The 25,644-nt window shown below is 70.4% G+C and carries 22 protein-coding genes and 1 tRNA gene; 18 read left to right on the top strand and 5 right to left on the bottom strand.

Features of this window, described 5'->3' with window-relative positions; genetic code table 11:
• Positions 1 to 16: 16 nt before the first annotated feature.
• The 4 genes from B118_RS0109060 to B118_RS0109045 form a co-directional block, all read right to left on the bottom strand.
• Positions 17 to 1,408 carry a ferredoxin reductase domain-containing protein gene (locus B118_RS0109060; protein WP_028192664.1) on the bottom strand — a complete coding sequence of 464 codons (1,392 nt, stop codon included), beginning with the start codon at positions 1,406 to 1,408 and terminating at the stop codon, positions 17 to 19.
• A complete protein-coding gene (locus B118_RS0109055) occupies positions 1,405 to 3,045 on the bottom strand; it encodes an amino acid adenylation domain-containing protein (protein WP_028192663.1) in 1,641 nt (546 codons plus the stop codon). The genes B118_RS0109060 and B118_RS0109055 overlap by 4 nt, the downstream gene beginning before the upstream one ends.
• A 252-nt stretch (positions 3,046 to 3,297) precedes the next feature.
• Positions 3,298 to 3,954 (bottom strand): 4'-phosphopantetheinyl transferase family protein, encoded by a 657-nt coding sequence (locus B118_RS0109050; protein ID WP_027645634.1) that lies wholly within the window; start codon positions 3,952 to 3,954, stop codon positions 3,298 to 3,300.
• A gap of 423 nt (positions 3,955 to 4,377) precedes the next feature.
• Positions 4,378 to 6,069: a dolichyl-phosphate-mannose--protein mannosyltransferase gene (locus B118_RS0109045; protein WP_027645635.1), complete on the bottom strand. Its 1,692-nt coding sequence runs from the start codon at positions 6,067 to 6,069 to the stop codon at positions 4,378 to 4,380.
• Positions 6,070 to 6,154: 85 nt separating this feature from the next.
• Here B118_RS0109045 and rsmI point away from each other — a divergent pair, with 85 nt between their 5' ends.
• The 10 genes from rsmI (at position 6,155) to B118_RS0108990 (ending at position 16,973) form a co-directional block, all read left to right on the top strand.
• Complete coding sequence (gene rsmI / locus B118_RS0109040) at positions 6,155 to 7,003, top strand: 16S rRNA (cytidine(1402)-2'-O)-methyltransferase (RefSeq protein WP_018221225.1); 849 nt, start codon at positions 6,155 to 6,157, stop codon at positions 7,001 to 7,003.
• Positions 7,004 to 7,094: 91 nt separating this feature from the next.
• The gene (gene metG / locus B118_RS0109035; RefSeq protein ID WP_018221224.1) at positions 7,095 to 8,897 is read left to right on the top strand and encodes a methionine--tRNA ligase; all 1,803 of its coding nucleotides are present in this window, start codon (positions 7,095 to 7,097) and stop codon (positions 8,895 to 8,897) included.
• 132 nt (positions 8,898 to 9,029) lie between these two features.
• Complete coding sequence (locus tag B118_RS0109025) at positions 9,030 to 9,272, top strand: DUF3311 domain-containing protein (RefSeq protein WP_018221223.1); 243 nt, start codon at positions 9,030 to 9,032, stop codon at positions 9,270 to 9,272.
• Positions 9,272 to 10,936 carry a monocarboxylate uptake permease MctP gene (mctP, locus tag B118_RS0109020; protein WP_018221222.1) on the top strand — a complete coding sequence of 555 codons (1,665 nt, stop codon included), beginning with the start codon at positions 9,272 to 9,274 and terminating at the stop codon, positions 10,934 to 10,936. The genes B118_RS0109025 and mctP overlap by 1 nt, the downstream gene beginning before the upstream one ends.
• Before the next feature lie 53 nt (positions 10,937 to 10,989).
• The gene (locus B118_RS0109015; protein WP_018221221.1) at positions 10,990 to 11,931 is read left to right on the top strand and encodes a TatD family hydrolase; all 942 of its coding nucleotides are present in this window, start codon (positions 10,990 to 10,992) and stop codon (positions 11,929 to 11,931) included.
• 79 nt (positions 11,932 to 12,010) lie between these two features.
• Positions 12,011 to 12,880: a 16S rRNA (adenine(1518)-N(6)/adenine(1519)-N(6))-dimethyltransferase RsmA gene (rsmA, locus tag B118_RS0109010; RefSeq protein ID WP_018221220.1), complete on the top strand. Its 870-nt coding sequence runs from the start codon at positions 12,011 to 12,013 to the stop codon at positions 12,878 to 12,880.
• Between the two features lie 101 nt (positions 12,881 to 12,981).
• On the top strand, positions 12,982 to 13,929 hold the full coding sequence (locus tag B118_RS0109005; protein ID WP_028192662.1) for a 4-(cytidine 5'-diphospho)-2-C-methyl-D-erythritol kinase: 948 nt from the start codon (positions 12,982 to 12,984) through the stop codon (positions 13,927 to 13,929).
• A 99-nt stretch (positions 13,930 to 14,028) separates the two neighbouring features.
• Complete coding sequence (locus B118_RS0109000) at positions 14,029 to 15,825, top strand: ABC-F family ATP-binding cassette domain-containing protein (RefSeq protein WP_028188246.1); 1,797 nt, start codon at positions 14,029 to 14,031, stop codon at positions 15,823 to 15,825.
• A gap of 109 nt (positions 15,826 to 15,934) precedes the next feature.
• On the top strand, positions 15,935 to 16,390 hold the full coding sequence (locus tag B118_RS0108995) for a DUF4383 domain-containing protein (RefSeq protein ID WP_018221217.1): 456 nt from the start codon (positions 15,935 to 15,937) through the stop codon (positions 16,388 to 16,390).
• Positions 16,391 to 16,538: 148 nt separating this feature from the next.
• Positions 16,539 to 16,973: a DUF4383 domain-containing protein gene (locus B118_RS0108990; protein ID WP_018221216.1), complete on the top strand. Its 435-nt coding sequence runs from the start codon at positions 16,539 to 16,541 to the stop codon at positions 16,971 to 16,973.
• Positions 16,974 to 16,999: 26 nt separating this feature from the next.
• Here B118_RS0108990 and B118_RS0108985 read toward each other — a convergent pair whose 3' ends face one another.
• Positions 17,000 to 17,683 carry a TetR/AcrR family transcriptional regulator gene (locus B118_RS0108985; protein WP_026270705.1) on the bottom strand — a complete coding sequence of 228 codons (684 nt, stop codon included), beginning with the start codon at positions 17,681 to 17,683 and terminating at the stop codon, positions 17,000 to 17,002.
• A 323-nt stretch (positions 17,684 to 18,006) separates the two neighbouring features.
• On the opposite strand from B118_RS0108985, the gene B118_RS0108980 reads away from it, so the two are divergent.
• From B118_RS0108980 to B118_RS0108945, 8 genes are all read left to right on the top strand, one after another.
• Positions 18,007 to 18,078: transfer RNA gene (locus tag B118_RS0108980), tRNA-Gln, on the top strand.
• A 98-nt stretch (positions 18,079 to 18,176) separates the two neighbouring features.
• Positions 18,177 to 19,688, top strand: a complete 1,512-nt coding sequence (gene glmU / locus B118_RS0108975) for a bifunctional UDP-N-acetylglucosamine diphosphorylase/glucosamine-1-phosphate N-acetyltransferase GlmU (RefSeq protein ID WP_028192661.1) — start codon at positions 18,177 to 18,179, stop codon at positions 19,686 to 19,688.
• A 79-nt stretch (positions 19,689 to 19,767) separates the two neighbouring features.
• Positions 19,768 to 20,748 (top strand): ribose-phosphate diphosphokinase, encoded by a 981-nt coding sequence (locus B118_RS0108970; protein WP_018218501.1) that lies wholly within the window; start codon positions 19,768 to 19,770, stop codon positions 20,746 to 20,748.
• 295 nt (positions 20,749 to 21,043) lie between these two features.
• Positions 21,044 to 21,745, top strand: coding sequence for a 50S ribosomal protein L25/general stress protein Ctc (locus B118_RS0108965; RefSeq protein ID WP_018221213.1), 702 nt, complete (start codon positions 21,044 to 21,046; stop codon positions 21,743 to 21,745).
• A 93-nt stretch (positions 21,746 to 21,838) separates the two neighbouring features.
• Entirely contained in the window at positions 21,839 to 22,429 is a 591-nt protein-coding gene (gene pth, locus B118_RS0108960; RefSeq protein ID WP_028192660.1) for an aminoacyl-tRNA hydrolase, read from the top strand.
• A 63-nt stretch (positions 22,430 to 22,492) separates the two neighbouring features.
• On the top strand, positions 22,493 to 23,320 hold the full coding sequence (locus B118_RS0108955; RefSeq protein WP_028192659.1) for an inositol monophosphatase family protein: 828 nt from the start codon (positions 22,493 to 22,495) through the stop codon (positions 23,318 to 23,320).
• 69 nt (positions 23,321 to 23,389) lie between these two features.
• On the top strand, positions 23,390 to 24,301 hold the full coding sequence (gene cysD / locus B118_RS0108950) for a sulfate adenylyltransferase subunit CysD (RefSeq protein WP_018811424.1): 912 nt from the start codon (positions 23,390 to 23,392) through the stop codon (positions 24,299 to 24,301).
• Positions 24,301 to 25,608: a sulfate adenylyltransferase subunit 1 gene (locus tag B118_RS0108945; protein WP_018221209.1), complete on the top strand. Its 1,308-nt coding sequence runs from the start codon at positions 24,301 to 24,303 to the stop codon at positions 25,606 to 25,608. Before cysD ends, B118_RS0108945 begins: the two co-directional genes overlap by 1 nt.
• The last annotated feature ends 36 nt before the right edge of the window (positions 25,609 to 25,644 follow it).

Here is a 25,644-nt window from a genome sequence, read left to right as displayed (position 1 = left end):
CTTCTCTCCTTGTCGCTCAGGAGTCCCAGATGGCGCCGTAGGCGGGGATGCCCCGTTGCTCCAGCCCGTGGACGACCTGCCAGGTCAGCTTCTTGTTGGAGATGCAGATGACGGCTTCGGCGCCGTGTTCGCGGTAGGCGCGGTAGGCCAGGGCCACCATGTCGGGCTTACCGTCGGTGGCGGTGTCCCAGATCAGGGCGTCGGGCCGGGCGGTGCGAATCTCGTCGATCAACGCGTCTCCGTAGGTGGTCCGGGGGCTACGGACCGCCCAGACCAGGTGCGAGGGGACCGCATCTGCCAGCAGGTGGGGCAGCACCGGCCCGATCCCGCTGCCGGTGGCGACGTAGACGACCTTGGTGAAGAGCGTCTCGATGTTGGCCACCCCGGCGGTGGTGATGCCCTTGACCCACAGGTGGGACGGGGGGTCGTCAACGAGGGCACCGGTCCAGTCGCCCGCGCGGGAGATGGTGATGCGGAAGTGTCGTTGTCCTGGTGCGGGCACGTTGGCGAACGAGTGCCACTCCAGCAGCGGGCTACGGCTGACCGCGGTGGAGGAGCCGGGGAAGGGAACCCGGCGTCGCTTAAGCTGGACCAGCGCGACGTGGGTGGATGGTCGTTCGACGGCCACGGGCACCCTGCGCAGGCGGAGCCACGGCAGGGCGACGCTGAACGTCATCAGGGCGAGCGCCCAACTGCTCGGCGCGGTCAGCAGCGCGGTGGCGAGCGGTCGGGAACCGGATTCTGCGGCGATCATCAGTACCGTCAGCGCCCAGAACAGCGTCAGCGCCAGCCACCCGCCGAAGCGGTGGACCCGCTCGAACAGGTCGTGGCGCCGGGCGCGTACCGGTGGCAGGGCGGTGCCGCAGACGGTGAGGAGCAGCGCGGCCAACAGGTAGGTCACGACCAGGTTCGCGGGCAGGCCCGAGCCGGCTCGGCGGGCCTCGACGGTGGCTGTCGCGGTGAGGGCGAGGAACCACAGGGTCCCGGCGAGCGCACCGCCGACATGTAGCCCACCGAAGTGGTAGACCTTGCCGAGGGTCCGGCGGATGCGCAGGGGCCAACTCGGTCGGGCCCGGGTGGCCAGCCAGAAGAAGAGGTTGATGACGTACTGCTGTCGGACGATGACGGCGAGGGTGAAGTTCGCCAAGGTCAGGTCGGCGAGTGGGGAGGTCGGTAGCTCGGCGGTGGACCATCCGCCGGGGCCGAGCCCATACCCGGCCAGGCCGAGGTTCACGACCAGCACCACCGCGGCCAGCCGGTGATGGTGCATCAGGGCCGGGTGCGTGAAGATTCGCCGCGGTAGCGGAAGCCGTGGCGGTAGCGTGCCGCCGCGGGCGGAGCGCTCCGAGTCCAGGGCTGCGCTGGTCGATGGGGCGGGCGGCGTTTCGGCCAGCGGGGTGGTGGTCATCGCGTCGCCTCTCGCTCGTGGTCGGTTACGAGCTGGCGGAGGGCGGTCTTGTCGATTTTTCCTCGGCTGGTCATCGGGAGTTCCGGCAGGGTGTGCACGGTCTCGGGCACGCAGTAGTACGGCAGCGCCTCGGAGACGGCCATCCGGGCGAGCCCGGGATCCACCTGGGTGGGTGCCACGAATGAGATGAGAGTGCGGTCGTCCAGTTTGATGGTCGCCGCTCGGGTGCATCCCGGTACCGCCTCCAGGATCGCCGACACCGAGTCCAACTCCACCCGAAAGCCGCGGACCTTCACCTGGTCGTCAGTCCGTCCGAAGTGTTCCAACTCCCCGTCGGGGGTCCAGCGCCCCAGATCCCGGGTACGGAACATTCGGCGCCCACCGCCGAGGAACGGGTCGTGGGCGTACCGTTCGGCGGTGAGCTGGGGGTTTCCGAGGTATCCCGCCGAGACACCGGCACCACCGGCCCACATCTCACCGACCGTGCCGATCGGGCAGGGTCGGAGGTCGGCGTCGAGCACGTACACGGTGTTGTTGGGGGTTGGCCGGCCGATGGTGAGTCGTTCGGTGGTCGGGTGGTGTCGACTCATCGTGTTGACGATTGTGGTTTCGGTGGGGCCGCAGGAGTTGTAGAAGGAACAGACCGCGGACCAGGTGTCCGCGAGTGAGCGGGGGCAGGGCTCACCGGCGACCGCCACGACCTTGACCCGGTGGCACCGGTGTGGGTCGATCCGGCTGAGCACCGTCGGGGTCGCCACAATGACGTCGACGCGGGACATCGTCTCGGCGATGTCCCGGCCACGAACGACGAGCGTTGCACCGTGGCTGAGCGCCCCCAGGATCTCCCAGGCGGCCATGTCGAAGGCGATGTTGAGGATCTGGCCGACCCGCCATCCCGGCTGGATACCGAGGTCGCCGGGGGAGGTCAGCAGGATGTTGCAGAGGTTGCGGTGGGTCACGACCACCCCGTTGGGTCGGCCGGTGCTACCAGAGGTGAACAGCACATAGCAGGGGTCGTCGGGCTGAAGCGGCCTGGTCGGGGTGAAGCGACGGACCGGGCGGTCGCCGGGCTCCGCAGCCGGACTGTCCAGGGTGATCACGACGTGGCCGTGGGGAGTCGGAATGCGGTCGGCGGTGGCGGTGAGCGTCAGGATCACCCGGGTCCCGGCGGCCTGGATGACATGCTGCAACTGCGCCGTGGGCACGGAGTCGACGTGTTGCGGTACGTAGGCCGCGCCGGACTTCAAGGCCGCGATCAGGCCGACGACCATGGGGATCGACCGCCGGACGAAGAGCGCGACCCGGTCGCCGGGACGGACACCGGCGGCGGCGAGCCGGGCCGCCAACTGGTCTGCTCGCCGGTCCAACTCGCGATAGGTGATGGTCTCGTCGCCGTGTTCGACGGCGACGGCGTCCGGAGTCACGGTGGCCCAGTACTCGAAGGCGTGGTGGATGTGGGAGTGCGCGACGGGTTCGGTGGGACCGTAACCGAAGCGTATGAATAGCTCGCGGTCGTGGGGCGGCAGTGTGGCCAGTGGTTCCAGAAGTTGGCGGGGCGGGGTGGGCACGTTCGGGTGGCTGGTCGTTCGGGTCGAAGCGGTTGTCTCTCCGGTTGGGGCAGTCGAGCTGCGCTGCATGGGGTCCTACTTCCTGGCGTGGGTTCCAGACCGATGGCGACAGCGCGGGTCGCCGCTTTCCAGAGAAGCGGACGAATCCTGAATGGTCAGCGTTCATGTCATTTACGTAAGTAAATGGTAATGTATTTCGATATGTCTGGGTATGGCTGGCTTGGGACGGCTCAGGGTGGTTCTGGTGCTGGCTCTGTGGCTCGGGCGGGCCCTCTGATGGCAGGGTGGTGCCGCCCCCGACCGGCGCCGGTGGTCCGGGTGCTACGCCGGAAGCAGCACCGCCGCGGTGCGGACCAGACCGTCAACGACGGTGAATCGTCCGGACACTGTGGCTGGTGGAGCGGGCACGGGGGCGGCGGCAACTCGCGCGGGGGCGATCCGGGCGGTGAATCGACCCGCCTCTGGATCCAGCGTCACGGTCGCGTCCTGGAAGTCCAACCAGGTGCCGACGACCGGGTGCCAGACCTTGTAGACCGTCTCCTTCGCGCTGAACACCACGGTCGGCCAGGAGACGCCGCTGGGCAACCGCGGAAACAGCGCTTCCTCCTCCGGCAGGCAGATCGCCGATACCACCCCCGGGCTCAGCGGCCGGTGCTGCTCGGCGTCGAGGCCGACCGAGCGGATCTCGTCGGCCCGGGCGACGGCGGCGGCGCAGTAGCCGCGGGTGTGGGTGATCGCCCCGACCACCCCGGCCGGCCAGACCGGCGCCCGGTTGGCGGCGGTGGGGACGGCGACCGGCGACCGGCCGAGTACGGAGATGGCGCGGCGGGCGCAGACGCGACCAGCGGTGAATTCACGCCGGCGGCTGGCCACAACTCGATCGCCGAGGCCCGCCTGCTCCTCCGGCAACAGCACGCCCTCCCAGTCGGGCGGCTCCGCGACCACGACGGCGACGGTGGCAGGCAGCAGGTCACGCATCGACTACTCCGGTGCGGCTTCGTCGGCGGAGGGTTTGCGCGGCGCAGCCGGCGTCTGCGGGACGGCCATGGCTGCCCAAGGTAGCGCATTCGCGGTGATGCTGCTGGAGCCCGACCCCCGCGCGGAGACTCGAACCCCACGCGAAACCCCCGCCTCGACTCGGGCGCGGGTTGCTAGCGGCTCATTCGCCTCGGCCGCAACGACGGATCGGCGTGGCGATCGTCGTATATCTGACCCAACCCGGCCAGTTGTGCCATCGCTGTAAGCTGGTTAAGCTTTTCCTGCGCGCTCCAATCGCCCGCTTCCCCCGTGGCAGGCGATCGGGGCGCGCTTTTCATGGCAGGGCCCGCACGCCGCGCGTGCGGGCCCTTTCCGTTGTCACGGGTGCCAGAGACGGAGTCGGCCTGATCCAACCGGAGCCGGTCAGATCCATCGGCTGTCCAGCCACATCCGGTTAGACCAGCTGTCGTATGGAATCGGCTCGCCGACGAAGATCGGATAGAAGTAGGCGAAGTTGAGCGCCACCAGCAGCACGAACCCTCCGGCGACGACGGCGCCGACGAGTCGTTGCCCCCCGTTGCCTGCTGCCGGGGTCTCCGTCGCGCGCTCCGAAGCGGTCGCCGCCGGCGGGCCGATGATCACACCCAGCACGTAGGTCACGGCGAGCACCAGGAACGGGAGCGCCGGGGCGGTATAGAAGGAGAACATGGTGCGCCCGCTGTCCGTCGCGTACCAGAACCAGGGCAGCAACCCGGCCGCCACACAGAGCAGGATCGCCCCGGCCCGCCAGTCCCGTCGGGCGAGGCCCAGCCAGGCGAGCGCGGCCAGGGCGGGTAGGAAAGACCACCAGAGCAGCGGCGTGCCCAGCAGCAGCACCTCAGTGGCGCAGTTCGCCGCAGCGCAGGGTCCCTCGCCCGACCAGTAGAACGCGACCGGCCGCGCCAGGAGGAGCCACTGCCAGGGCCAGGACTGGTATGTGTGCGCGCTGTCGAGTTGCCGGTGGAAGCCGTACGCCTGCCGGTGGTACTCGATCAGGTTCTGTAGCGGCCCGATGACGGGGGTGTCGCTCAGCGCGGCCTGCGGCCATCGCTGTGCGTCGGGCACCCGGTAGAACCCCTCGTCGCCCAGCAGCCACCCGGACCAGGTGGCGAGGTAGGTGACCACCACCAGCAGCCCGGCCAGCAGCAGCCAGGGTGTCTCTTCGAGCAGGGTGCGCCGCCACGGTCGGCGTACCCGGGCGGAGCGGCGGGCGCCGACCTCCCAGAAGATCACCAGGAGCGCGAACACCGGGAGGAAGTACAGCGCACTCCATTTCACCGCGCAGGCACAGCCGAACAGCACCCCGGCGGCCAGCCGCCACCACGGCCACGTCCGCCAGCCGCCGGCCGGTCGGTCGGCGGCTGGCGGGTGGCCCGGATTCAGTCCGGCGGTGAGGGTCTCCGCCCAGCGGCGGCGCCGGGCGTCCCGGTCGAGAATCAGCGCGCCAAACGACGCCAGCACGAAGAAGAGCAGGAAGATGTCGAGCAGTGCGGTGCGGGACAGCACCAGGTGGAAGCCGTCCAGGGCCAGCAGCAGCCCGGCGGCGCAGCCCAGCACGGTGGAGCCGAACAGTCGGCGTGCGATGCGGACCAGCAGCAGTACCGAGAGGGTGCCGATCAGTGCCGCCGAGAACCGCCAGCCCACCTCGGGGGCGGTGGTGATCAGGTGCCCGGCGGCGGCGACCCCCTGTTCGGTGTCGCTGTAACCGAAGGCCCACTCGCCGAGCCCGATGAGCCACTTGCCCAGGGGTGGGTGGACCACGTACGACGGGCCGTCGTCCTGGTAGTTCCACTCGACGCCCCGGTCGACCAGAGCCCAGCCCTCGCGGGCGTAGTAGACCTCGTCGAAGATCTTGCCGGGCGGGTTTCCGAGGTTGACGAAGCGCAGGACCGCCGCGATCGTGACGATCACCGCGGTGGCCAGCCAGGACCGCCGGTCGAGCCGGTTGTCAACGGTGGCCAGCCGGCGGCGGACGAGGTCGGGAAGGCCCTTGCCGGGGGGCAGGTTCCGGCCCGTCGGCTCGGGCTGTTCCGGCCCGGCCTGGCCGGCGGGGTGCGCTGTTGACGCCTGGGTCACCCCGTGATCGTAGGCTGCGAAGGTGGGCCGGCGTGCCCACTGCCCCAAGCCAGACTTGTAACCGTCGATGAAGGAGCGTCCTTTCGTGGATGCGAAGTCCGATGTCGGGCGCTTGGTCCTGCTCGGCGCGCCGCTCGGAAATCCGGCCGACGCCTCCGCCCGGCTCCGTGAGGTGCTCGCGACCGCTGACCTGGTGGCGGCCGAGGACACCCGGCGCCTGGCCCGGTTGGCCCGGGAGCTCGAGGTGACCGTTTCCGGGCGAATCGTCTCATATTTTGAGGGGAACGAGGAACGCCGTACGCCGGAACTTGTCGAGGCGCTCCGCACCGGCCTCAGCGTGGCCCTGATCACCGACGGCGGCATGCCCAGCGTCTCGGACCCGGGCTACCGGCTGGTCCGGGCGGCGGTGGACGCCGGGATACCGGTCACCGCCGCCCCCGGCCCCAGCGCGGTCACCACCGCCCTCACCCTCTCCGGCCTGGCCAGCGACCGGTTCTGCTTCGAGGGCTTCCTGCCCCGCAGCCCAGGCTCGCGCCGCGCCCGGCTGGCCGCGCTCGCCACCGAGGAACGCACCCTGGTCTTCTTCGAGGCGCCGCACCGGGTCGCCGTGGCCCTCGCCGACCTGGCCGCGGCGTTCGGCGCGCACCGGCCGGCGGCGCTCTGCCGGGAGCTGACCAAGACCTACGAAGAGGTGCTCCGACGTCCGCTCGGTGAATTGGCGAGTTGGGCCGCCGAGGAGCCGGCGCGTGGCGAGATCACGCTGGTGGTGGCGGGGGCCTCGGGTCCGGCCCGGCAACGGCCGGACGACGAGACGTTGCGGGCGGCGGTCGCGACCCGGGAAGCGACCGGCCGTTCCCGTCGGGACGCGGTGACCGAGGTCGCCGTCGAGTACGGGCTACGCCGACGTGAGGTCTACGACATCGTCCACCGGTGAGGTGGGGTCCACGGAAGAGAAGTGACCAGGGCCGCCCGGTCGGGCCTGTTGGTTCGCGGCCCCGCGGCCGGGGTCACTAGGCTTGCTGGTCATGAGTCACGTTCTCGCGGCGGTTGCCTGGCCTTACGCCAACGGCCCGCGCCACATCGGCCACGTCTCCGGCTTCGGCGTTCCCTCCGACGTCTTCGCCCGGTACATGCGGATGGCCGGCCACGACGTGCTCATGGTCTCCGGCACCGACGAGCACGGCACGCCGATCCAGGTGCAGGCCGACGCGGAGGGGGTCACCCCCCGTGAGTTGGCCGACCGCTACAACCGGGTGATCGTGGCGGACCTGCACGGGCTCGGGCTCTCCTACGACCTGTTCACCCGCACCACCACCCGCAACCACTACGCCGTGGTGCAGGAGCTGTTCGAGGGGATGTACCGCAACGGCTACATCGTGCCGAAGACCACCATGGGTGCCATCTCCCCGTCCACCGGTCGGACCCTGCCCGATCGCTACATCGAGGGCACCTGCCCGATCTGCGGCTACGAGAGCGCCCGCGGCGACCAGTGCGACAGCTGCGGCAACCAGCTTGACCCGATCGACCTGCGAAACCCGAGGTCGAAGATCAACGGAGAGACGCCGAAGTTCGTCGAGACCGAACACTTCTTCCTCGACCTGCCGGCGCTCGCCGACGTCCTGGGGCAGTGGCTGGACTCCCGGGAGGGCTGGCGGCCGAACGTGCTGCGCTTCTCCAGGAACCTGTTGGACGACCTCCAGCCCCGGGCGATCACCCGGGACCTGGAGTGGGGTGTGCCGGTCCCGCTCGACGGCTGGCGGGAGCGCGGCGACAAGCGCATCTACGTGTGGTTCGACGCGGTGATCGGCTACCTCTCCGCCTCGATCGAGTGGGCCCGCCGCTCCGGTGACCCACAGGCGTGGCGCCGGTGGTGGTCGGCGGACGGGCCGGGCAAGGATGCCCCCAGTCACTACTTCATGGGTAAGGACAACATCGTCTTCCACTCGGTGATCTGGCCGGCGCTGCTCGCCGGCTACTCCGGCGAAGGCTCCCACGACGGGCAGCCGGGCGAGTTGGGTCGGCTGAACCTGCCCACCGAGGTGGTCTCCAGCGAGTTCCTGACCATGGAGGGGCGGAAGTTCTCCTCGTCGCGGCGCGTGGTCATCTACGTCCGCGACTTCCTGGAGCGCTACGACGCCGACGCGTTGCGCTACTTCATCGCGGTGGCCGGCCCGGAGAGCAACGACACCGACTTCACCTGGGCGGAGTTCCTCCGGCGCAACAACGACGAGCTGGTCGCCGGCTGGGGCAACCTGGTCAACCGCTCCATCTCGATGGCCGCGAAGAACTTCGGCGCGATCCCGCCGGTCGACCCGGCCGGGCTCACCGAAGCCGACGAGGCGTTGCTCGCGGTGGCCCGGTCCGGCTTCGACACGGTCGGCGAGCTGATCGGCCGGCACCGGCAGAAGCAGGCGATCGGCGAGGCGATGAAGGTGGTGGCCGAGGCTAACCGCTACCTCTCCGAGCAGGCGCCGTGGAAGCTCAAGGGCGAGGCGGACCGGCCGCGGATGGGCACCGTCCTGCACGTCGCCCTGCAGGTGGTCAGCGACGCGAACACGCTGCTCACCCCCTTCCTGCCGCACTCCGCGCAGAAGATCCACCAGCTGCTCGGCGGCACCGGGGTGCACGCGCCGATGCCGGTGATCGAGGAGGTTGAGGACCTCGACGGTGGGCCGGCCTACCCGGTGCTGACCGGCGACTACACGGTCGGTGCCCGGTGGGAGTCGGTGCCGTTGGAGGTGGGGCGGGCACTCGAACCGCCCAAGCCGGTGTTCCGCAAACTCGACCCGTCGATCGTGGACGAGGAACTGGCCCGCCTGGCGGGCTGAGCGCTGGTGGCCGCGCCGCTCGCCGCAGCGGAGCCACCGCTCGGCGCAGCGGCCCACCGGCGGCAGGTGATGGTGATCATGCGGTCGTAGTCTCGGCCGGCACACCCAATCACCCGCACCGGAGGTGGGCCGATGGCGACACCCGAACCCAAGACGCCGGCCGCCGCGAAGACCCGGGCGAAGGACAAGAGTCCCTGGAACTGGCTGCTCTTCGTGCCGGTCGTCGTGCCGCTGATCCCAGCGTTCTACAACTCCGACTCGCCCCGGGTTCTCGGCTTCCCACGGTTCTACTGGCTCCAGCTGGCGTACATTCTGCTCGGCGTCGCGGTCACCACGCTCGTGTACCAGCTCACGAAGAGGCGGGGTGACCGCTGATGTGGCGTGATCACGTCACCGAGATCAGCATCTTTACCGCGCTCTTCCTACTGGTGAGCGTCATGGGATTCATCGCATCCCGCTGGCGCGCGCCGAAGGACATGGCCCACCTCGACGAGTGGGGGCTGGGCGGGCGCAACTTCGGCGGCTGGATCACCTGGTTCCTGATCGGCGGCGACCTGTACACCGCGTACACCTTCGTGGCCGTGCCGGCGTTGGTATTCGGTGCCGGTGCGATGGGCTTCTTCGCGGTGCCGTACACCGTCGTCATCTACCCGATGGTCTTCCTGGTGCTCTGTCGACTCTGGTCGGTGTCGCACCGGCACGGCTTTGTCACTCCGGCGGACTTCGTCCGTAGCCGGTTTGACTCGCCGGTCCTTGCACTACTTGTGGCGATCACCGGGATTGTGGCCACGATGCCGTACATCGCGTTGCAGCTCGTCGGGATCGAGGCGGTGCTCAAGGCCATGGGCGTGACCGGGGAGACTAGCCTGGCTCGGCACCTGCCCATCATCATCGCGTTCGCGATCCTGGCGGCGTACACGTACCAGTCCGGGCTCCGTGCGCCGGCGCTGATCGCCTTCGTCAAGGACGCCCTGATCTACGTGGTGATCCTGGCGGCGGTGCTGTACCTGCCGTACAAGCTGGGGGGCTGGGGAGAGATCTTCGACGCTGCCGACGCGAAGTTCGCGGCATCCCCGAATCCCAACGACGGGATTCTGCTCAACGCCAACAACCAGGTCCAGTACGTCACCCTGGCCTTCGGCTCGGCGCTGGCGCTCTTCCTGTACCCGCACAGCATCACCGGTGTGCTGGCCAGCCGGAACCGGGACGTCATCAAACGGAACATGTCGGCGTTGCCCGCCTACAGTGTGCTGCTGGGGCTCATCGCGCTGCTCGGCTTCATGGCGATCGCGGCCGACGTGCAGCCGCTGCCTGGGGCGACCGCGGGCACGGTGGACAACAACACCATTGTTCCGGTGCTCTTCGATCAGCAGTTCCCGAGCTGGTTCACCGGCGTCGCCTACGCAGCCATCGGCATCGGGGCGCTGGTGCCCGCGGCGATCATGTCGATCGCGGCAGCGAATCTGTTCACCCGCAACATCTACAAGGAGTATCTGCGGCGGGACGCCACTCCGGCCCAGGAGGCGAAGGTCTCCAAGCTCACCTCGTTGGTGGTGAAGATCGGCGCAGTAGCCTGCATCGTCTTCCTCGACCCCCAGTTCTCCATCGATCTGCAGCTGATCGGCGGCGTGATCATCCTGCAGACGCTGCCGGCGGTGGCCCTCGGCCTCTACACCCGCTGGTTCCACCGCGGTGCGCTGATCGCCGGTTGGGCAGTGGGCATGTCCCTGGGAATGTGGATGCTCTACCAGGTGTCCAGCCCGACCCGGAGTCACTTCGGCGGTTCCGCGTTCCCCCTGGAGAGGTTCGGCTTCGACACGACGATGACCATCTACGCCGGATTCGTGGCCGTGCTGGCCAACCTGTTGGTCGCGGCAGCGCTGACGCTGGTGCTGCGGACCGCGCAGGTGGCCGACGGGGGCGACCGGACCAGCCCGGACGACTACTTCGCCGACGAGGGGGACCCGCGGGTGAGCCTGGGTGATCGCCGGGGCGTCGACGCGGCCCCGGAGTCGGTGGCGGGCGCGAGTGCCGGGTAGCCGATGGTCCGGGTGAACACCGGGTAGCGGGAGACTGCCGGCACTGGTGTGTGATGCTTGCGCCGATGACCGAGCAGACCGAAACCCGTAAGCAGCGCGCGGCTCGGCGGGCCGGGGAGTTCCCGCCCGCGCCCGCGTCGTTGCCCCGACCGGTGCCCGACAGCCACACCCACCTCGACATCACGATCAGTGCGGCCGGGGTCCCGCCGCGCCGGGAAACGGCGGTGTCGGCCGCCGACCCGGGGGCCGACACCGGCCGGGCGGTCGACCCGGTCCAGGCCGCGGTCGAGGCGGCCACGGAGGTCGGGGTGGACCGGTTGGTGCAGGTGGGGGTCGACGTCGACTCGTCACGGTGGGGGGTGGAGGTGGCCCAGCGCTATCCGGCGGTCGTCGCCACCGTCGCGCTGCACCCCAACGAGGCGCCCCGGTTGGCGGAGCTGGACGAGGCGCTGCGGGTCGTCGAGTCGCTGGCCGGCCAGGACCGGGTACGGGGCGTCGGCGAGACCGGGATGGACTTCTTCCGCACCGGCGAGGACGGGCGGGCCGCGCAGGAGGCCAGCTTCCGGGCACACATCGACATCGCCAAGCGGTACGGCCGGACCCTGGTGGTCCACGATCGCGACGCGCACGCCGACGTGTTGCGGATCCTGGACGACGCGGGCGCCCCGGAGACGGTGGTGATGCACTGTTTCTCGGGCGACGCCGAGTTCGCCCGCGCGTGCGTGCGCCGCGGCTACCTACTCAGCTTCGCCGGCACCGTCACCTTCAGCAGCGCCGCGGCACTGCGGGAGGCCGCCGCGGTGACCCCGCTGGATCACCTCCTCGTGGAGACGGACGCGCCGTATCTCACTCCGGTGCCGCACCGGGGGCGGCCCAACGCGTCGTACCTGATCCCGCTCACCGTCCGCGCGCTCGCCGCCGCCACCGGCAGTGACCTGGACGAGCTCTGCGCTGCCCTCTCCCGTACCGGCGAGCGGGCCTTCGGTCCTTGGTGACGGCGGGGCTGACGGGATTTCGGCGGGAGGTGGCGGGCCCCTGCCCGGGGCGCGCCGGCGTCCACCTACGCTAGCGGGCGTGACCGGTCTCCTCGGCCCGGCGGAAATCCGGGACCTCGCCGCCCGCCTCGGCGTCGCTCCCACCAAGCGGCTCGGCCAGAACTTCGTGCATGACCCCAACACGGTGCGGCGGATCGTCACCACCGCTGGCCTGACCGCCGAGGACGTGGTGGTGGAGGTCGGGCCGGGACTCGGCTCGCTCACCCTCGCGCTGCTGCCGGCCGCCGCGCACGTGCACGCTGTCGAGATCGACCCGGTCCTCGCCGCCGCCCTACCGGAGACCGCCGCCCGGCACGCCGGTCCCGCCGCCGGTCGGCTCTCGGTGCACCGCGCCGACGCGCTTCGGGTCACCGCCGGGCAGCTCGCCGATCCCGCGCCGACCGCGCTGGTCGCCAACCTGCCGTACAACGTCGCCGTGCCGGTGGTGCTGCACCTGCTCGCCGAGTTGCCGACGCTGCGGCATGGCCTGGTCATGGTGCAGAAGGAGGTCGCCGATCGGCTCGTCGCCGGTCCCGGTTCCCGGGTGTACGGCGTGCCGTCGGTCAAACTCGCCTGGTACGCCCACGTTCAGGCGGCCGGGAAGGTGCCGCCGAACGTGTTCTGGCCGGTGCCGAACGTCGACTCCGGGCTGGTCGCCTTCACCCGTCGTGAGCCGCCGGGCGCGGGTGGTTCCCGGGAACGGGTCTTCGCGGTGGTGGACGCCGCGTTCGCCCAGCGTCGCAAAACCCTTCGCGCGGCCCTGGCCGGCTGGGCCGGCGGTGCGGACCGGGCGGCCGCGGTGCTCACCGCCGCCGGAGTGGACCCCGGCGCCCGGGGGGAGGCGCTCCCGGTCGAGCAGTTCGCCGCGATCGCCGCGTCGGCCCCGGCTGCCACTCCCACCGGGCAGTAGGCTGACGCCGTGCCCGTCAAGGAAGTTGGAAAAGCCACGCCGTTGTCCCCGCCCGTCGCGCCGGGGACGGTGAGCCGGGGCTCGGTCTGGGGCGCCATCCCGTGACCGAGGCATGGCGACCGGAGGATGACGAACCGCGAGGTGTCAGCGGGCCGGTCCGGGTACGAGTCCCCGCCAAGATCAATCTGCATCTGGGGGTGGGCCCGCTACGCCGGGACGGTTATCACGAGCTGAACACCGTCTACCACGCGATCTCTGTGCACGACGAGTTGACCGCCCGCCGGGGCGACACCCTCAGCCTGACGATGGCGGGCGAGGGGACCGGCGAACTTGCCCTGGACGAGTCGAACCTGGTTATTCGCGCTGCCCGCGCCCTCGCCAGCTCCGCCGGGGTGCCGCCGCACGCCCGGCTGCACCTGCGTAAGCAGATTCCCCTGGCCGGTGGGCTCGCCGGAGGCAGCGCCGATGCCGCCGCCGCGCTGGTCGCCTGCGACGCGCTGTGGGGGACCGGGCTGTCGCGGGACGAGTTGGCGGAGATCGCCGCCGACCTCGGTTCCGACGTGCCGTTCCTGATCCACGGTGGCACCGCGCTCGGCACCGGCCGGGGTGAGGCGGTCAGCCCGGTACTGGCCCGGCCGACCATCTGGCACTGGGTCGTCGCGGTCGCCGACGGCGGCCTCTCCACGCCGGTCGCGTACCGGGAACTCGATCGGCTCCGCGAGGCCGGGGCCGCCGGCCCCCCACTCGGCAGCACCGACACCCTCCTCGCCGCCCTCCGGCAGTCTGACCCCCGGGTGCTCGCCGCGGCCCTCGGCAACGATCTTCAGGACGCCGCACTCGCCCTGCGGCCGTCCCTGGCCGCCACTCTGAAGGCGGGCGAGGCGGCGGGGGCGCTCGCGGGTATCGTCTCCGGCTCCGGGCCGACCTGCGTCTTCCTGGCCACCGGAGCGGCCGACGCGGAGCGCATCGCCGCCGAACTGGGCGCCCTCGACGTGTGCCGACACGCGCGCACCGCACACGGCCCGGTCGCCGGGGCCCGGATCGGCTGACCGTCCCCGGCGTCGGCCGCCCGGCGTCCGCGTACCCTTGCTTCGGGCGTCCTTGGCTGCCGATCCGGTGCCGGGCGCCCTGACCATGGAAGGGGTGTAGTGGCCAACATCGTCAACCTGGACCGGGTGTCCAAGGGCTACGGCGCTGCCGGGCCGCTGCTCACCGATGTTTCGCTCGGTCTCGACGACGCCGACCGGATCGGTGTGGTGGGGCTCAACGGCGCCGGCAAATCCACCCTGCTGCGCCTGCTCACTCGGCAGGAGGAGCCGGACGACGGCCGGGTGACCCACCGGCGCGACCTGCGCGTCGCCGGGTTGCCGCAGAACCTGCAGCTCGCGCCCGACGCGACCGTCCGAGACGTGGTCCTGGGCACCGCGTGGCTGGCCGAGGGGATGGGCGCCGAGCACGAGTGGGCCGGCGACGCCGGCGTCCGGGCGGTCCTCGACGGCCTCGGGATGCCGCACCTCGGCCTCGACGCTCCGGTCGGCCCGATGTCCGGCGGCGAGCGCCGCCGAGTCGCCCTGGCCGCGCTGCTGGTCCGCGACGCCGACCTGCTGATCCTCGACGAGCCGACCAACCACCTTGATGTCGGCGGCATCGACTGGCTGGCCCGGCACCTGCTCGCCCGCCGAGGTGCGCTCGTCGTGGTCACCCACGACCGGTGGTTCCTCGACGCCGTCTGTACCACCACCTGGGAGGTCGCCGACCAGACCGTCCGGGCGTACGAGGGTGGGTTCGCCGCCTGGACCCTCGCCCGGGCCGAACGGGAACGGGTCGCCGCCGCCACCGAGGCGCGCCGCCAGAACCTGCTCCGCAAGGAGATCGCCTGGCTGCGGCGCGGCGCGCCGGCCCGTACCGCCAAGCCGAAGTTCCGCATCGACGCGGCGAACGCGCTGATCGCCGACGTTCCGCCACCGCGGGACAGCATGTCGCTGCAGCGGCTCGCCACCGCCCGGCTCGGCAAGCAGGTGTACGACCTGGAGCACGTCCGGTTGGACGCGGGGCCGAAGGAGATCCTGCGCGACCTCACCTGGCAGGTCGGTCCCGGGGATCGGATCGCCGTCCTCGGCCGCAACGGCGCCGGCAAGACCACGCTGTTGCGGATGCTCGCCGGCGTCACCCGACCGGAGCACGGCCGGTTCGTGGCCGGTTCCACCGTGCGTCCCGCGTTCCTCTCCCAGGAACTCGCCGAACTCCCCGGCCAACTGCGCGTTCTTGAGGCGGTCGAGGAGATCGCCCGCCGGGTCCGGCTGGGTGACCGGGAGATCTCCGCCGCCCAGCTCGCCGAGGTCTTCGGCTTCGACGACCGCCGGCTCTGGACCCCGGTGGCTGATCTCTCCGGTGGCGAGCGGCGGCGGCTGCAGCTGCTACGCCTGCTCGCCGGTGAGCCGAATGTGCTCCTGCTGGACGAGCCCACCAACGACCTGGATACCGACACCCTCGCCGCGCTCGAGGATCTGCTCGACTCCTGGCCTGGCGTGATCATCGTGGCCAGCCACGACCGGTACCTGGTGGAACGGGTCGCCGACACCGTGTACGGCATGTTCGGCGATGGCCAGTTGGTGCACCTGCCCGGCGGGGTTGACGAGTACCTGGCGCGGGCCACCGACGGCGGCCGTCCGGTACCGGCGTCCGGTGGTGGGCCAGCGCCGGCGAAGGCGAGTGGGATGTCTGCGGCGCAGGTCCGCCAGGCCCGTAAGGAACTGGCCCGGCTGGAGCGGCAGGTGGGCCGGCTGGAGCAGCGGGAGGCGGAGCTGCTCGACCAGTTGGCCGCGAACGCGACCGACTACGCCCGGGTGGCTGAGCTGGATGCCCAGCTCAAGGAGGTCCGGGGCGAGCGGGAACAGGTCGAACAGGCCTGGCTGACGCTGGCTGAGGAGATCCCGGCCGGCTGACCGCCGCCGCGCCGCGGCGTGGTCGCCCCGGGACCGTGTGCGGCGTCACACCGGCCGGTACGGGACAATCGGCGCCGACCCTCACCGTAACGTCGTTGGAGACTCAGCCATGGCCCACACCCCCGTGAACCACCCCGCGCGGCCGATCTACCGGGCGATCGGCGGGCTGACCGGCCTGTACCTGGTCGTCTTCGGCGTGCTCGGTCTCATCGCGACCGTCGGTGACGAGCTCTGGGCCCAGGGCGACACCGCGGTACTCGGTCAGGGCACGAACCTTGGCTTCTCGTTGCTCAGCGTGCTGCTCGGTGGCGCCGTGCTGGCCGGTACGGCGATCGGCCGCAACGTCGACGTGTTGATCAATCAGGGGCTGGGGTACGCGGGTATCGTGCTCAGCCTCGCCGGCCTCGCCTTCCTCCGCACCGAGGCGAACTTCTTCAACTTCAACATCGCCACCGTCCTCGTGCTGATGGTGACCGGCCTGGTCCTGCTGATGGTCGGGATGTACGGCAAGGTCGGCACCGACGCGGAGCAGGAGGCCTGGCAGAAGGCACGGCTGGTGCTCTGACCGTCGTCCTCGGCCACGGAGCCCGCCGCACCCATGGGGCCGCGGCGGGCTCCGTGCCGCCTGCCGGCTACCCGGCCGATTCGCCGTACGCGCGGCCCCGGCCTGGGTGACAATGGCCCCTGGCTGTCGTCGAGTGGTCGGAGGCGTCATGGCGCACATCCCACTGAACCATCCGGCGCGGCCGATCTACCGGGTCCTCGCCGGGCTGATCGGTCTCTACATCCTGGTTTTCGGTGTCTGGGGCGCCGCGCAGACGCTGGGTGACCCGCTCTTCGACCGGGACGGAGAATGGGTGCTCGGTCTCCGCACCAACCTCGCGTTCGCGCTGGCCTCGGTGGTCTTCGGCGCCTTCCTCCTGGTGGGGGCGTCTCGGCGGGGCAATCTCGGCCACTACATGAACCTGATCGCCGGGGTCGTCTTTCTGGTGACCAGCATCCTGATGATGTCGGTGCTGCAGACCTCGGCCAATGTCCTCAGCTTCTCGATGTCGACCGTGATCGTGTCGATGCTCTTCGGGCTGATCCTGCTCGGCACCGGCCTCTACGACAAGGTCGGGCCGGTGGAGCCCGCCGAGACGGAGTAGGCCGCCGCCCGGAACCGGTCGATGACTCAGCGTCTCCGGACGGTGATCAGGCCGGGCTTCGGCTCGAGGTGGGACAGGCCGTTCCAGGCCAGGTTCACCAGGTGCGCCGCCACCGTCTCCTTGCCCGGCCGGCGTACCTCCAGCCACCAGCGGCCGGTCAGCGCCACCATTCCCACCAGGGCCTGGGCGTAGAGTTCGGCCAGTTTCGGGTCGTACCCGCGGCTGGAGAACTCGGCGCCGAGGATGTGCTCCACCTGGTGCGCGACGTCGTTCATGACGCTGCTGAAACTACCCGTTGACGACATCAGGGGTGACTCCCGGACCAACACCCGGAACCCGCTGTTCTCCTCCTCGATGTACGTGAGCAGGGTCAGCGCGGCCTGTTCGAGCAGTTCCCGCGGGTGGCCGGCGGTCAGGGCGGTGGTGATCCGGTCGAGCAGGCTGCGGACCTCCCGGTCCACCACCACCGCGTACAGCCCCTCCTTGCCGCCGAAGTGCTCGTACACCACCGGTTTGGAGACCTTCGCCCGAGCCGCCACCTCCTCGATCGAGGTGGCGTCGAAGCCGCGTTCGGCGAAGAGCTGGCGCGCGGTCGCGATGAGTTGTTCGCGCCGCTGTGCCGCCGACATGCGTACCCGTGCGGTTTTGCCGGCCGCTGCGGCTCCCCGGCGCCGACCGGGGTTGTGGTCGCTGCCCAGGCCATCCATTATGTCGTCACCTCATCGGGGCTCGGTGCCGTCCAGTCTTGGGGTCGAGTCGGTCACCGGCCATCCGGTCGTGCGTCGAGCCCGTTACCGGCCATCCTGTCAGGTCGGCTCGGGCGCGGCGCTCGACGGCGGTCGGGTCCGGTGCCGCGGCGCGGCACAGACCCGCGCTGACCCCACCACCCGGTTGGCCCTAAGTTGGCGGGGACTATCGTGGTTGTCGGTAATTCGGCCTGCGGCCGGGCGCTGTCCGGACGGATCGCAGGTATGATCACCGAGCTGTTCCGGATCGTGGGTCTGCCCGACCACGCGTCCGGACGACATGGCGATGGGGTGTGGGGTAACGGCAACCCGCAGGCCTTTGGAGCCTTGAGCTCCTGGTTCGAATCCAGGCACCCCAGCTCCTGCCACCGGTCAGCATTGTGCAGGCCCCGCCGATGCCGGGTTGATCTGGTTAGCATGACCGCGAGACTGTCGCCGCACCGACGGGAGCCCTTCCGTGTCCCAGCAGCCCTCTCCCCGTACCGTCGTGGTGCTCGCCGCCGGTGCGGGTAAGCGGATGAAGTCCGGGCTTCCGAAGGTGCTGCACCCACTACTTGGCCGCACGCTCGTCGGCCACGTGCTCGGCGCTGCCGAGCCGCTCGCCGCCGACCGCACGGTGGTCGTGGTCGGCCACGGCGCCGACCAGGTCCGGGCCCATCTGGCGGAGATCGTCCCGCAGGCCACCCCGGTGCTTCAGGCCGAACAGCTCGGCACCGGGCACGCGGTACGGGTCGCGTTGGCCGCCGTCCCGGAGAGCAGCGGCACCGTGGTGGTGCTCAACGGTGACGTGCCGCTGCTCCGCCCGGAGACCCTCGGCGGGTTGGTCGAGGCGCACGAGCGGGTGGGCGCCGCGGCGACGGTGCTGGCCGCTGAGGTACCCGACCCGACCGGGCTCGGCCGGATCGTGCGCGACGCCGACGGTCAGCTCCAGCAGATCGTGGAGCAGCGCGACACGACCCCCGACCAGCGGGAGATTCGGGAGATCAACGCCGGCATCTACGCGTTCGACGCGGCCCTGCTGCGGGACAAGCTCGGCAAGCTGTCGACCGGCAACGCCCAGGGCGAGGAGTACCTGACCGACGTCTTCGGCCTGCTGCGGTCGGCGGACGAGCCGGTCGCGGTACACGTGGCGCCGGACCACATCGAGACGCTGGGCTGCAACGACCGGGTGGAGTTGGCCGGGCTGCGGCGACTGCTGCGTGACCGGGTCAACGAAACCTGGATGCGCAGCGGGGTCAGCCTGCTCGACCCGGCGACCACCTGGATCGACGTGACCGTGGCGTTGGACCGGGACGCGGTGGTGGACCAGAACACCCAGCTCCGGGGCGCCACCGTGATCGGTGCCGGTGCGCAGGTCGGCCCGGATGTCACGTTGGTGGACACCCTGGTCGGGCCCGGCGCCACCGTGATCCGCAGCCACGCGGTCGGAGCCGAGATCGGCCCGGCGGCCAGCGTCGGCCCGTACGCGTATCTGCGGCCGGCGGCGCGGCTGGCCGAGAAGGCGAAGGTGGGCACCTTCGTCGAGGTGAAGAACTCCGAGGTCGGCGTGGGGTCGAAGGTCCCGCACCTGACCTACGTCGGGGACGCCACGATCGGCGAGCAGAGCAATATCGGCGCGGCGACCGTGTTCGTCAACTACGACGGGGTACGCAAGCACCGCACCGTCATCGGTGACCACGCCCGTACCGGCGCGGACAACATGTTCGTGGCGCCGGTCGAGGTCGGCGACGGGGCGTACACGGCGGCCGGTTCCGTGATCGCCGAGGATGTGCCGGCCGGGGCGATGGGGGTGGCCCGGTCGCGGCAGCGCAACATCGAGGGCTGGGTGCTCAAGCGGCGGGCCGGCACCGCCGCCGCGGCGGCTGCCGAGCGGGCCGGGCGGGCCGGTGGCCCGGGAGTGTCTTCCGGGGCGACGGCAAGTGAAGGTGAGGTAATGCACGCGGGGACCGAGCCGGCGGGTGGGGCGTAGGGCACCGGGGATACTGCAACCGACTCGCTCCGGCCCACCACCGCGCCGGGCACCACCAACCAACAGGAGCAGACGGGCCATGGGCAGCATCGTCGCCGAAAATCGCAAGAGCCTGATGCTCTTCTCCGGGCGTGGCTTTCCGGAGTTAGCCAAGGAGATCGGCGAGGTGCTCGGGGTCGCCCCGACACCGGCCGACGCCTACGATTTCGCCAACGGTGAGATCTTCGTCCGCTACAAGGACTCGGTGCGTGGCTCGGACGCCTTCGTGGTGCAGTCCGTCACGCACGGGGTCAACACCTGGGTCATGGAGACCCTGATCATGATCGACGCGTTGAAGCGTGGGTCGGCCAAGCGGATCACCGTGGTCCTGCCCTTCTACCCGTACTCGCGGCAGGACAAGAAGCACCGGGGTCGGGAGCCGATCTCGGGCCGGCTGATCGCGGACCTGTTAAAGACCGCCGGCGCGAACCGGATCCTCACCGTGGATCTGCACACCGCCCAGATCCAGGGCTTCTTCGACGGCCCGGTGGACCACCTCTTCGCGATGGACGTGCTCGCCGAGGAGGTGGAGCGTCGGTACGCGGGGCGTCCGATGACGGTGGTCGCCCCGGATTCGGGTCGGGTCCGGGTCGCCGAGCGGTGGACCGACCGGCTGGGCGGCTGCCCGCTGGCGTTCATCCACAAGACCCGGGACCCGTCCAAGCCGAACCAGGTGGTGGCGAATCGGGTGGTCGGTGAGGTTGAGGGCCGGGTCTGCCTGATCGTTGATGACATGATCGACACGGGTGGCACGATCACCAAGGCGGCGGAGATCCTCAAGGAGTTGGGTGCGGCCGAGATCGTCGTCGCCTCCACCCACGCGCTCTTCTCGGATCCGGCGACCGAGCGGCTGAAGAACAGCCCGATCAGCGAGGTGCTGGTGACGAACACGTTGCCGCTGCCGCCGGAGAAGCAGCTCGACAAGATCACTGTGCTGTCGATCGCCCCGCTGCTGGCCCGGGCGATCCGGGAGGTCTTCGACGATGGTTCGGTGACCACCCTCTTCGGTGGCCTGAGCTGAGTTACCCCGGCTCCGGTCCGGCGGCGGTCACCGCCGCCGGACCGGAGCTTCGGCAGTGCTGCTCCGGACGGAGCGGTTGATTCCGGGGTGCCGCCGGAGTGGGTGGATTATCTTCGGGTAGACTGGTGCGGTTGCCACGGCGAGGGTGCCCTGCGGGCCGCTGATCAGGACCGCACGGAGGCGCCGTCATCGACGCGGCGCTCCTAGGCGGTCGGTCATGACGCAGGAGCCCCAGCGAGCCCCTCACCCGGCACCGAGACGACCATCGCCGCAGCGAAGCATCAGGAGTTTCCCCGTGTCCGAGGTAAAGATCAGCGCCGAGCCCCGTACCGAGTTCGGCAAGGGGGGTGCCCGTCGTACCCGCCGGGCCGGCAAGGTGCCTGCCGTGCTGTACGGCCACGGCGAGAAGCCCAAGCACATCGCGCTGCCGGCCCGTGAGTTCGCCGCAGCGATCCGGCGCGGTGGCGCCAACCAGCTCTTCGCGATCGACGTCAGCGACGGCACGCAGGTGCTGGCGCTGCCGAAGGCGATTCAGCGGGATCCGATCAAGGACACCTTCGAGCACGTGGACCTGCTGCTGGTCCGCCGCGGCGAGCAGGTCACGGTCGAGGTCCCGGTGCAGTTGGTCGGGGAGGCCGCGAAGGGCACGCTGATCGTGCACGACCACGACAGCCTCTCGGTGACCGCTGACGCCACCAAGGTGCCGGACCACCTCGACGCCACCATTGAGGGCTTGGAGGCGGGTACCCAGGTCGCCGCCGGCGACGTGCAGCTGCCGGCCGGAGTCGAGCTGGCCACCGACCCGGAGCTGCCGGTCGCCGCGGTGACCGCCGCCCCGACCGAGGAGCAGCTTGAGGCCACGCTGCCGGAGGTGGAGGAGGCCGCTGCCGAGGCCGAGGCCGAGGTCGGCGAGGTCACCGAGGGCTCGGAGGGCGCCGAGGCCGGGGCCCCGGTCGCCGAGCAGGAGGCGGATGCCGAGGCGAAGGCCGAGGCCTGATCGTTCGCTGCGCAGATGTCAGGCGTCCCCGCTCGTCGGGGGCGCCTGTTGCGTATCGGTGGGTGGTACGGGTGCGAGCGGAAGGGGCAGACGGTGGCGGAGGAGACAGGGCCGTGGCTGGTGGTCGGTCTGGGTAACCCCGGTCGGCAGTACGCCGGGAACCGGCACAACGTCGGCTTCCTCGTGGCCGACCTGCTGGCCGGGCGACTGGGGGCCCGTTTCAGTCGACACAGGCGGGCGATGGCGGAGGTCGCCGAGGGGCGGTTGGGTCTCGGCGGACGGCGGCTGGTGCTGGTGAAGCCGCTGACCTATATGAACCTCTCCGGCGCGGCGGCGGCTGGCCTGGCGCAGTTCTACAAGGTGCCGCCGGCCCGGGTGGTGGCCATCCATGACGAGCTGGACATCCCCTACGGCCAGGTTCGGGTGAAGTGCGGCGGCGGCGAGGGCGGTCACAACGGACTGCGGTCGATGACGAAGTCCCTGGGAACGAAGGAGTACGCCCGGGTGCGGTTCGGAGTCGGCCGGCCGCCGGCGCGGCGGGACCCGGCGGATTTCGTACTGTCGGATTTCGGTACCGTCGAGCGTAAGGAGCTGGACTTCCTGGTGGATCGGGCGGCAGATGTCGTGGAGTCGGTTGTCCAACGCGGGGTGGAACCGACCCAGAACCTCTACCACGGTGCCTGACGGCCAGATCGGCGATGGTCTCCGCTCCTACCGACGGCTGGCGCGGCGACGGGAGTACGGGAGATGGGTAGTCCTCCGATGATCGATGGGGCGTTCGCCCGTTGGTTGGCGGTCCGGGCCGGGCAGGCGCTGGTCAGTCTCCGCGACGAGGTGGGCTTCGGAGATCCGGGCGCCCTGCGGGCCGCGGGGGACAAGGTCTCGCACGACCTGCTCCGGACTGAACTGGCGAGGTGGCGTCCGCAGGATGCGGTCCTGTCGGAGGAGGACGAGGGTTCCCGGCTGGCGTGGGCGACGGAGACGGGCGCTTCGACGGCACCGCGACTGGGCAGCGACCGAGTGTGGATCATCGACCCGTTGGACGGGACCCGGGAGTTCGCCGAGGTGGGCCGGGTCGACTGGGCGGTGCATGTGGCGCTCTGGGCGCGGAACGCCCCGACGCCGCACGGACTGGTGGCGGGTGCGGTCGGGTTGCCGGCCCAGGATCGGGTGTTGGGAACGGACTACCCGCCGGGGTACCCGCAGGCGTCGGCGGTGACCACCGCGGGCGAGCCGACGATCCGGTTGGCCGCCAGTCGGAGCCGCCCCCCGGTCTTCCTCACCGACCTGGCCGCCGAGGTGGGTGCCCAACTGGTACCGATGGGTTCGGCCGGTGCGAAGATCGCGGCGGTGATCACCGGTGCGGTGGACGCGTACATCCATGCGGGCGGGCAGTACGAGTGGGATTCGGCAGCGCCGGTGGCGGTGGCGACCGCCACGGGGCTGCACGCCTCCCGGATCGACGGCTCCGCGCTGGCCTACAACGAAGCCAACCCACGCCTGCCAGACCTGTTGGTCTGTCGTAAGGATCTCGCCAGCCGACTGCTTGCGGCGTTGCGGCGCCATAGCGGGTAGCCTGAGCGCTACTTCTGGCAAAGCCGACCGGAGAGGTCTGGAAATGAGTGCGGGAATCGAGTCGGCGTCATGACCACGATGGCGGCATACCAGGTGTCCCACCTCGACGCGCTGGAGGCGGAGAGCATCTTCGTGCTGCGTGAGGTGGTCGCGGAGATGGAACGACCAGTGCTGCTCTTCTCCGGCGGCAAAGACTCGATTGTCATGCTCTGGCTGGCGCAGAAGGCGTTCGCCCCGGCGAACATTCCGTTCCCGGTGCTGCATGTCGACACTGGGCACAACTTTCCCGAGGTGCTGGCGTACCGGGACCAGCGGGTCGCCGAGCTGGGCCTGCAACTGCTGGTGGCGAGCGTGCCGGAGGCCCTGGCCAGCGGGCTGGTACGGGAGAGCGCGGACGGCATGCGCAACCGGATCCAGACCCCGGTGCTCCTGGCCGCCGTCGAGCAGCATCGCTTTGACGCGCTCTTCGGTGGCGCCCGTCGGGATGAGGAGAAGGCGCGGGCCAAGGAGCGGGTGTTCAGCTTCCGGGACGAGTTCGGCCAGTGGGATCCGAAGAACCAGCGTCCGGAGCTCTGGTCGCTCTACAACGGTCGGCACCAGCCGGGTGAGTCGATCCGAGCGTTTCCGCTGTCCAACTGGACCGAGCTGGATGTCTGGCACTACATCGCCCGGGAACGGATCGAGGCACCCTCGATCTACTACGCGCACGAGCGCGAGGTGATCGAGCGCGACGGGATGCTGTACGCGGTGAACGAGTTCGTCCGCCCGCGCGCCGGTGAGGAGCGGTTCAAGGCCCGGGTGCGCTATCGGACGGTGGGCGACGCCTCCTGCACGGCGGCGGTCCGCTCGGACGCCGACACGGTGGCGAAGGTCATCGAGGAGGTGGCCGCCACCCGGATCACCGAGCGGGGCGCGACCCGCGGTGACGACCGGGTCAGCGAGGCCGCGATGGAGGACCGCAAGCGGGAGGGCTACTTCTGATGACCACCGAGACGACCGCCGAGGTCGGTGCCGAAGCGGCGTTCGCCCGCCCGATGGACCTGCTGCGGTTCGCCACCGCCGGCAGCGTGGACGACGGCAAGTCGACCCTGATCGGCCGCCTGCTCTATGACACCCGCTCCCTCTTCACCGATCAGCTCGCCGCGGTGGAGGCGGTCAGCGCGGCCCGCGGCGACGAGTACACCAACCTCGCGCTGCTCACCGATGGCCTGCGGGCCGAGCGGGAGCAGGGCATCACGATCGACGTGGCGTACCGCTACTTCGCCACCCCCCGGCGGAAGTTCATCATCGCCGACACCCCGGGGCACATCCAGTACACCCGGAACATGGTCACCGGTGCCTCCACCGCGGACCTCGCGCTGATCCTGGTTGATGCCCGGAAGGGTCTGGTGGAGCAGTCCCGTCGGCACGCCTTCCTCTGCTCCCTGCTGCGGGTGCCGCACCTGGTCCTCTGCGTCAACAAGATGGACCTGGTGGACTGGTCGCGCGAGGTCTACGAGAAGATCGCCGACGAGTTCACCGCGTTCGCGGCGAAGCTAGACGCACCCGACCTGACGGTGGTGCCGGTCTCCGCGCTGCACGGCGACAACATCGTCTCCCGGTCGGAGCAGATGCCCTGGTACGAGGGGCCGTCCCTGCTGCACCACCTGGAACGGGTGCACATCGCCAGCGATCGGAACCTGGTCGACGTGCGCTTCCCGGTGCAGTACGTGATCCGCCCGCAGTCCACCACCGTCACCGACTACCGCGGATACGCGGGCCAGGTTGCCTCCGGCGTACTCAAGCCCGACGACGAGGTGATGGTGCTGCCGAGTGGCTTCACCAGCCGGATCGCCGCGGTGGAGACCGCCGACGGGCCGGTCCCGGAGGCGTTCCCGCCGATGTCGGTGACCGTACGGTTGACTGACGAGATCGATATTTCCCGGGGCGACATGATCTGTCGCCCGAACAACGCCCCGGCCGTTGCCCAGGACATCGAGGCGATGGTCTGCTGGATGGACGAGACCCGACCGTTGCAGCTTGGTGGCAGGTACGTCATCAAGCACACCACCCGGTCGGCGCGGGCCATCCTCCGCGGGCTGCACTACCGGTTGGACATCAACTCGCTGCACCGGGACGAGTCGGCGGGGGAGTTGAAGCTGAACGAGATCGGCCGGGTCCGGTTCCGGACGATGGTCCCGCTGCTTGTTGACGAGTACCGCCGGAACCGCACCACTGGTGGCTTCGTCATCATCGATGAGACGACGAACCGGACGGTTGGCGCCGGGATGATCGTCGAGGCGGGCTGACCCCACCCGGTCGGCGCGAGCGCTCCGGGGCTGCCG

It is taken from the genome of Salinispora pacifica CNR114 (assembly GCF_000514775.1).
GTDB lineage: Bacteria > Actinomycetota > Actinomycetes > Mycobacteriales > Micromonosporaceae > Micromonospora > Micromonospora pacifica.
Note: the sequence above shows the minus strand (reverse complement) of the source record. Positions and strands in the feature narration are given on the sequence as shown.

What these genes read in the sequence shown, in the direction of transcription:
- B118_RS0109060 (WP_028192664.1), bottom strand. Translation starts at nt 1,408, where the DNA reads ATGACCACCACCCCGCTGGCCGAAACGCCGCCCGCCCCATCGACCAGC.
- B118_RS0109055 (WP_028192663.1), bottom strand. Translation starts at nt 3,045, where the DNA reads ATGCAGCGCAGCTCGACTGCCCCAACCGGAGAGACAACCGCTTCGACC.
- B118_RS0109050 (WP_027645634.1), bottom strand. Translation starts at nt 3,954, where the DNA reads ATGCGTGACCTGCTGCCTGCCACCGTCGCCGTCGTGGTCGCGGAGCCG.
- metG (WP_018221224.1), top strand. Translation starts at nt 7,095, where the DNA reads ATGAGTCACGTTCTCGCGGCGGTTGCCTGGCCTTACGCCAACGGCCCG.
- B118_RS0109025 (WP_018221223.1), top strand. Translation starts at nt 9,030, where the DNA reads ATGGCGACACCCGAACCCAAGACGCCGGCCGCCGCGAAGACCCGGGCG.
- mctP (WP_018221222.1), top strand. Translation starts at nt 9,272, where the DNA reads ATGTGGCGTGATCACGTCACCGAGATCAGCATCTTTACCGCGCTCTTC.
- B118_RS0109015 (WP_018221221.1), top strand. Translation starts at nt 10,990, where the DNA reads ATGCTTGCGCCGATGACCGAGCAGACCGAAACCCGTAAGCAGCGCGCG.
- B118_RS0108995 (WP_018221217.1), top strand. Translation starts at nt 15,935, where the DNA reads ATGGCCCACACCCCCGTGAACCACCCCGCGCGGCCGATCTACCGGGCG.
- B118_RS0108990 (WP_018221216.1), top strand. Translation starts at nt 16,539, where the DNA reads ATGGCGCACATCCCACTGAACCATCCGGCGCGGCCGATCTACCGGGTC.
- B118_RS0108970 (WP_018218501.1), top strand. Translation starts at nt 19,768, where the DNA reads ATGGGCAGCATCGTCGCCGAAAATCGCAAGAGCCTGATGCTCTTCTCC.
- B118_RS0108955 (WP_028192659.1), top strand. Translation starts at nt 22,493, where the DNA reads ATGGGTAGTCCTCCGATGATCGATGGGGCGTTCGCCCGTTGGTTGGCG.
- cysD (WP_018811424.1), top strand. Translation starts at nt 23,390, where the DNA reads ATGACCACGATGGCGGCATACCAGGTGTCCCACCTCGACGCGCTGGAG.
- B118_RS0108945 (WP_018221209.1), top strand. Translation starts at nt 24,301, where the DNA reads ATGACCACCGAGACGACCGCCGAGGTCGGTGCCGAAGCGGCGTTCGCC.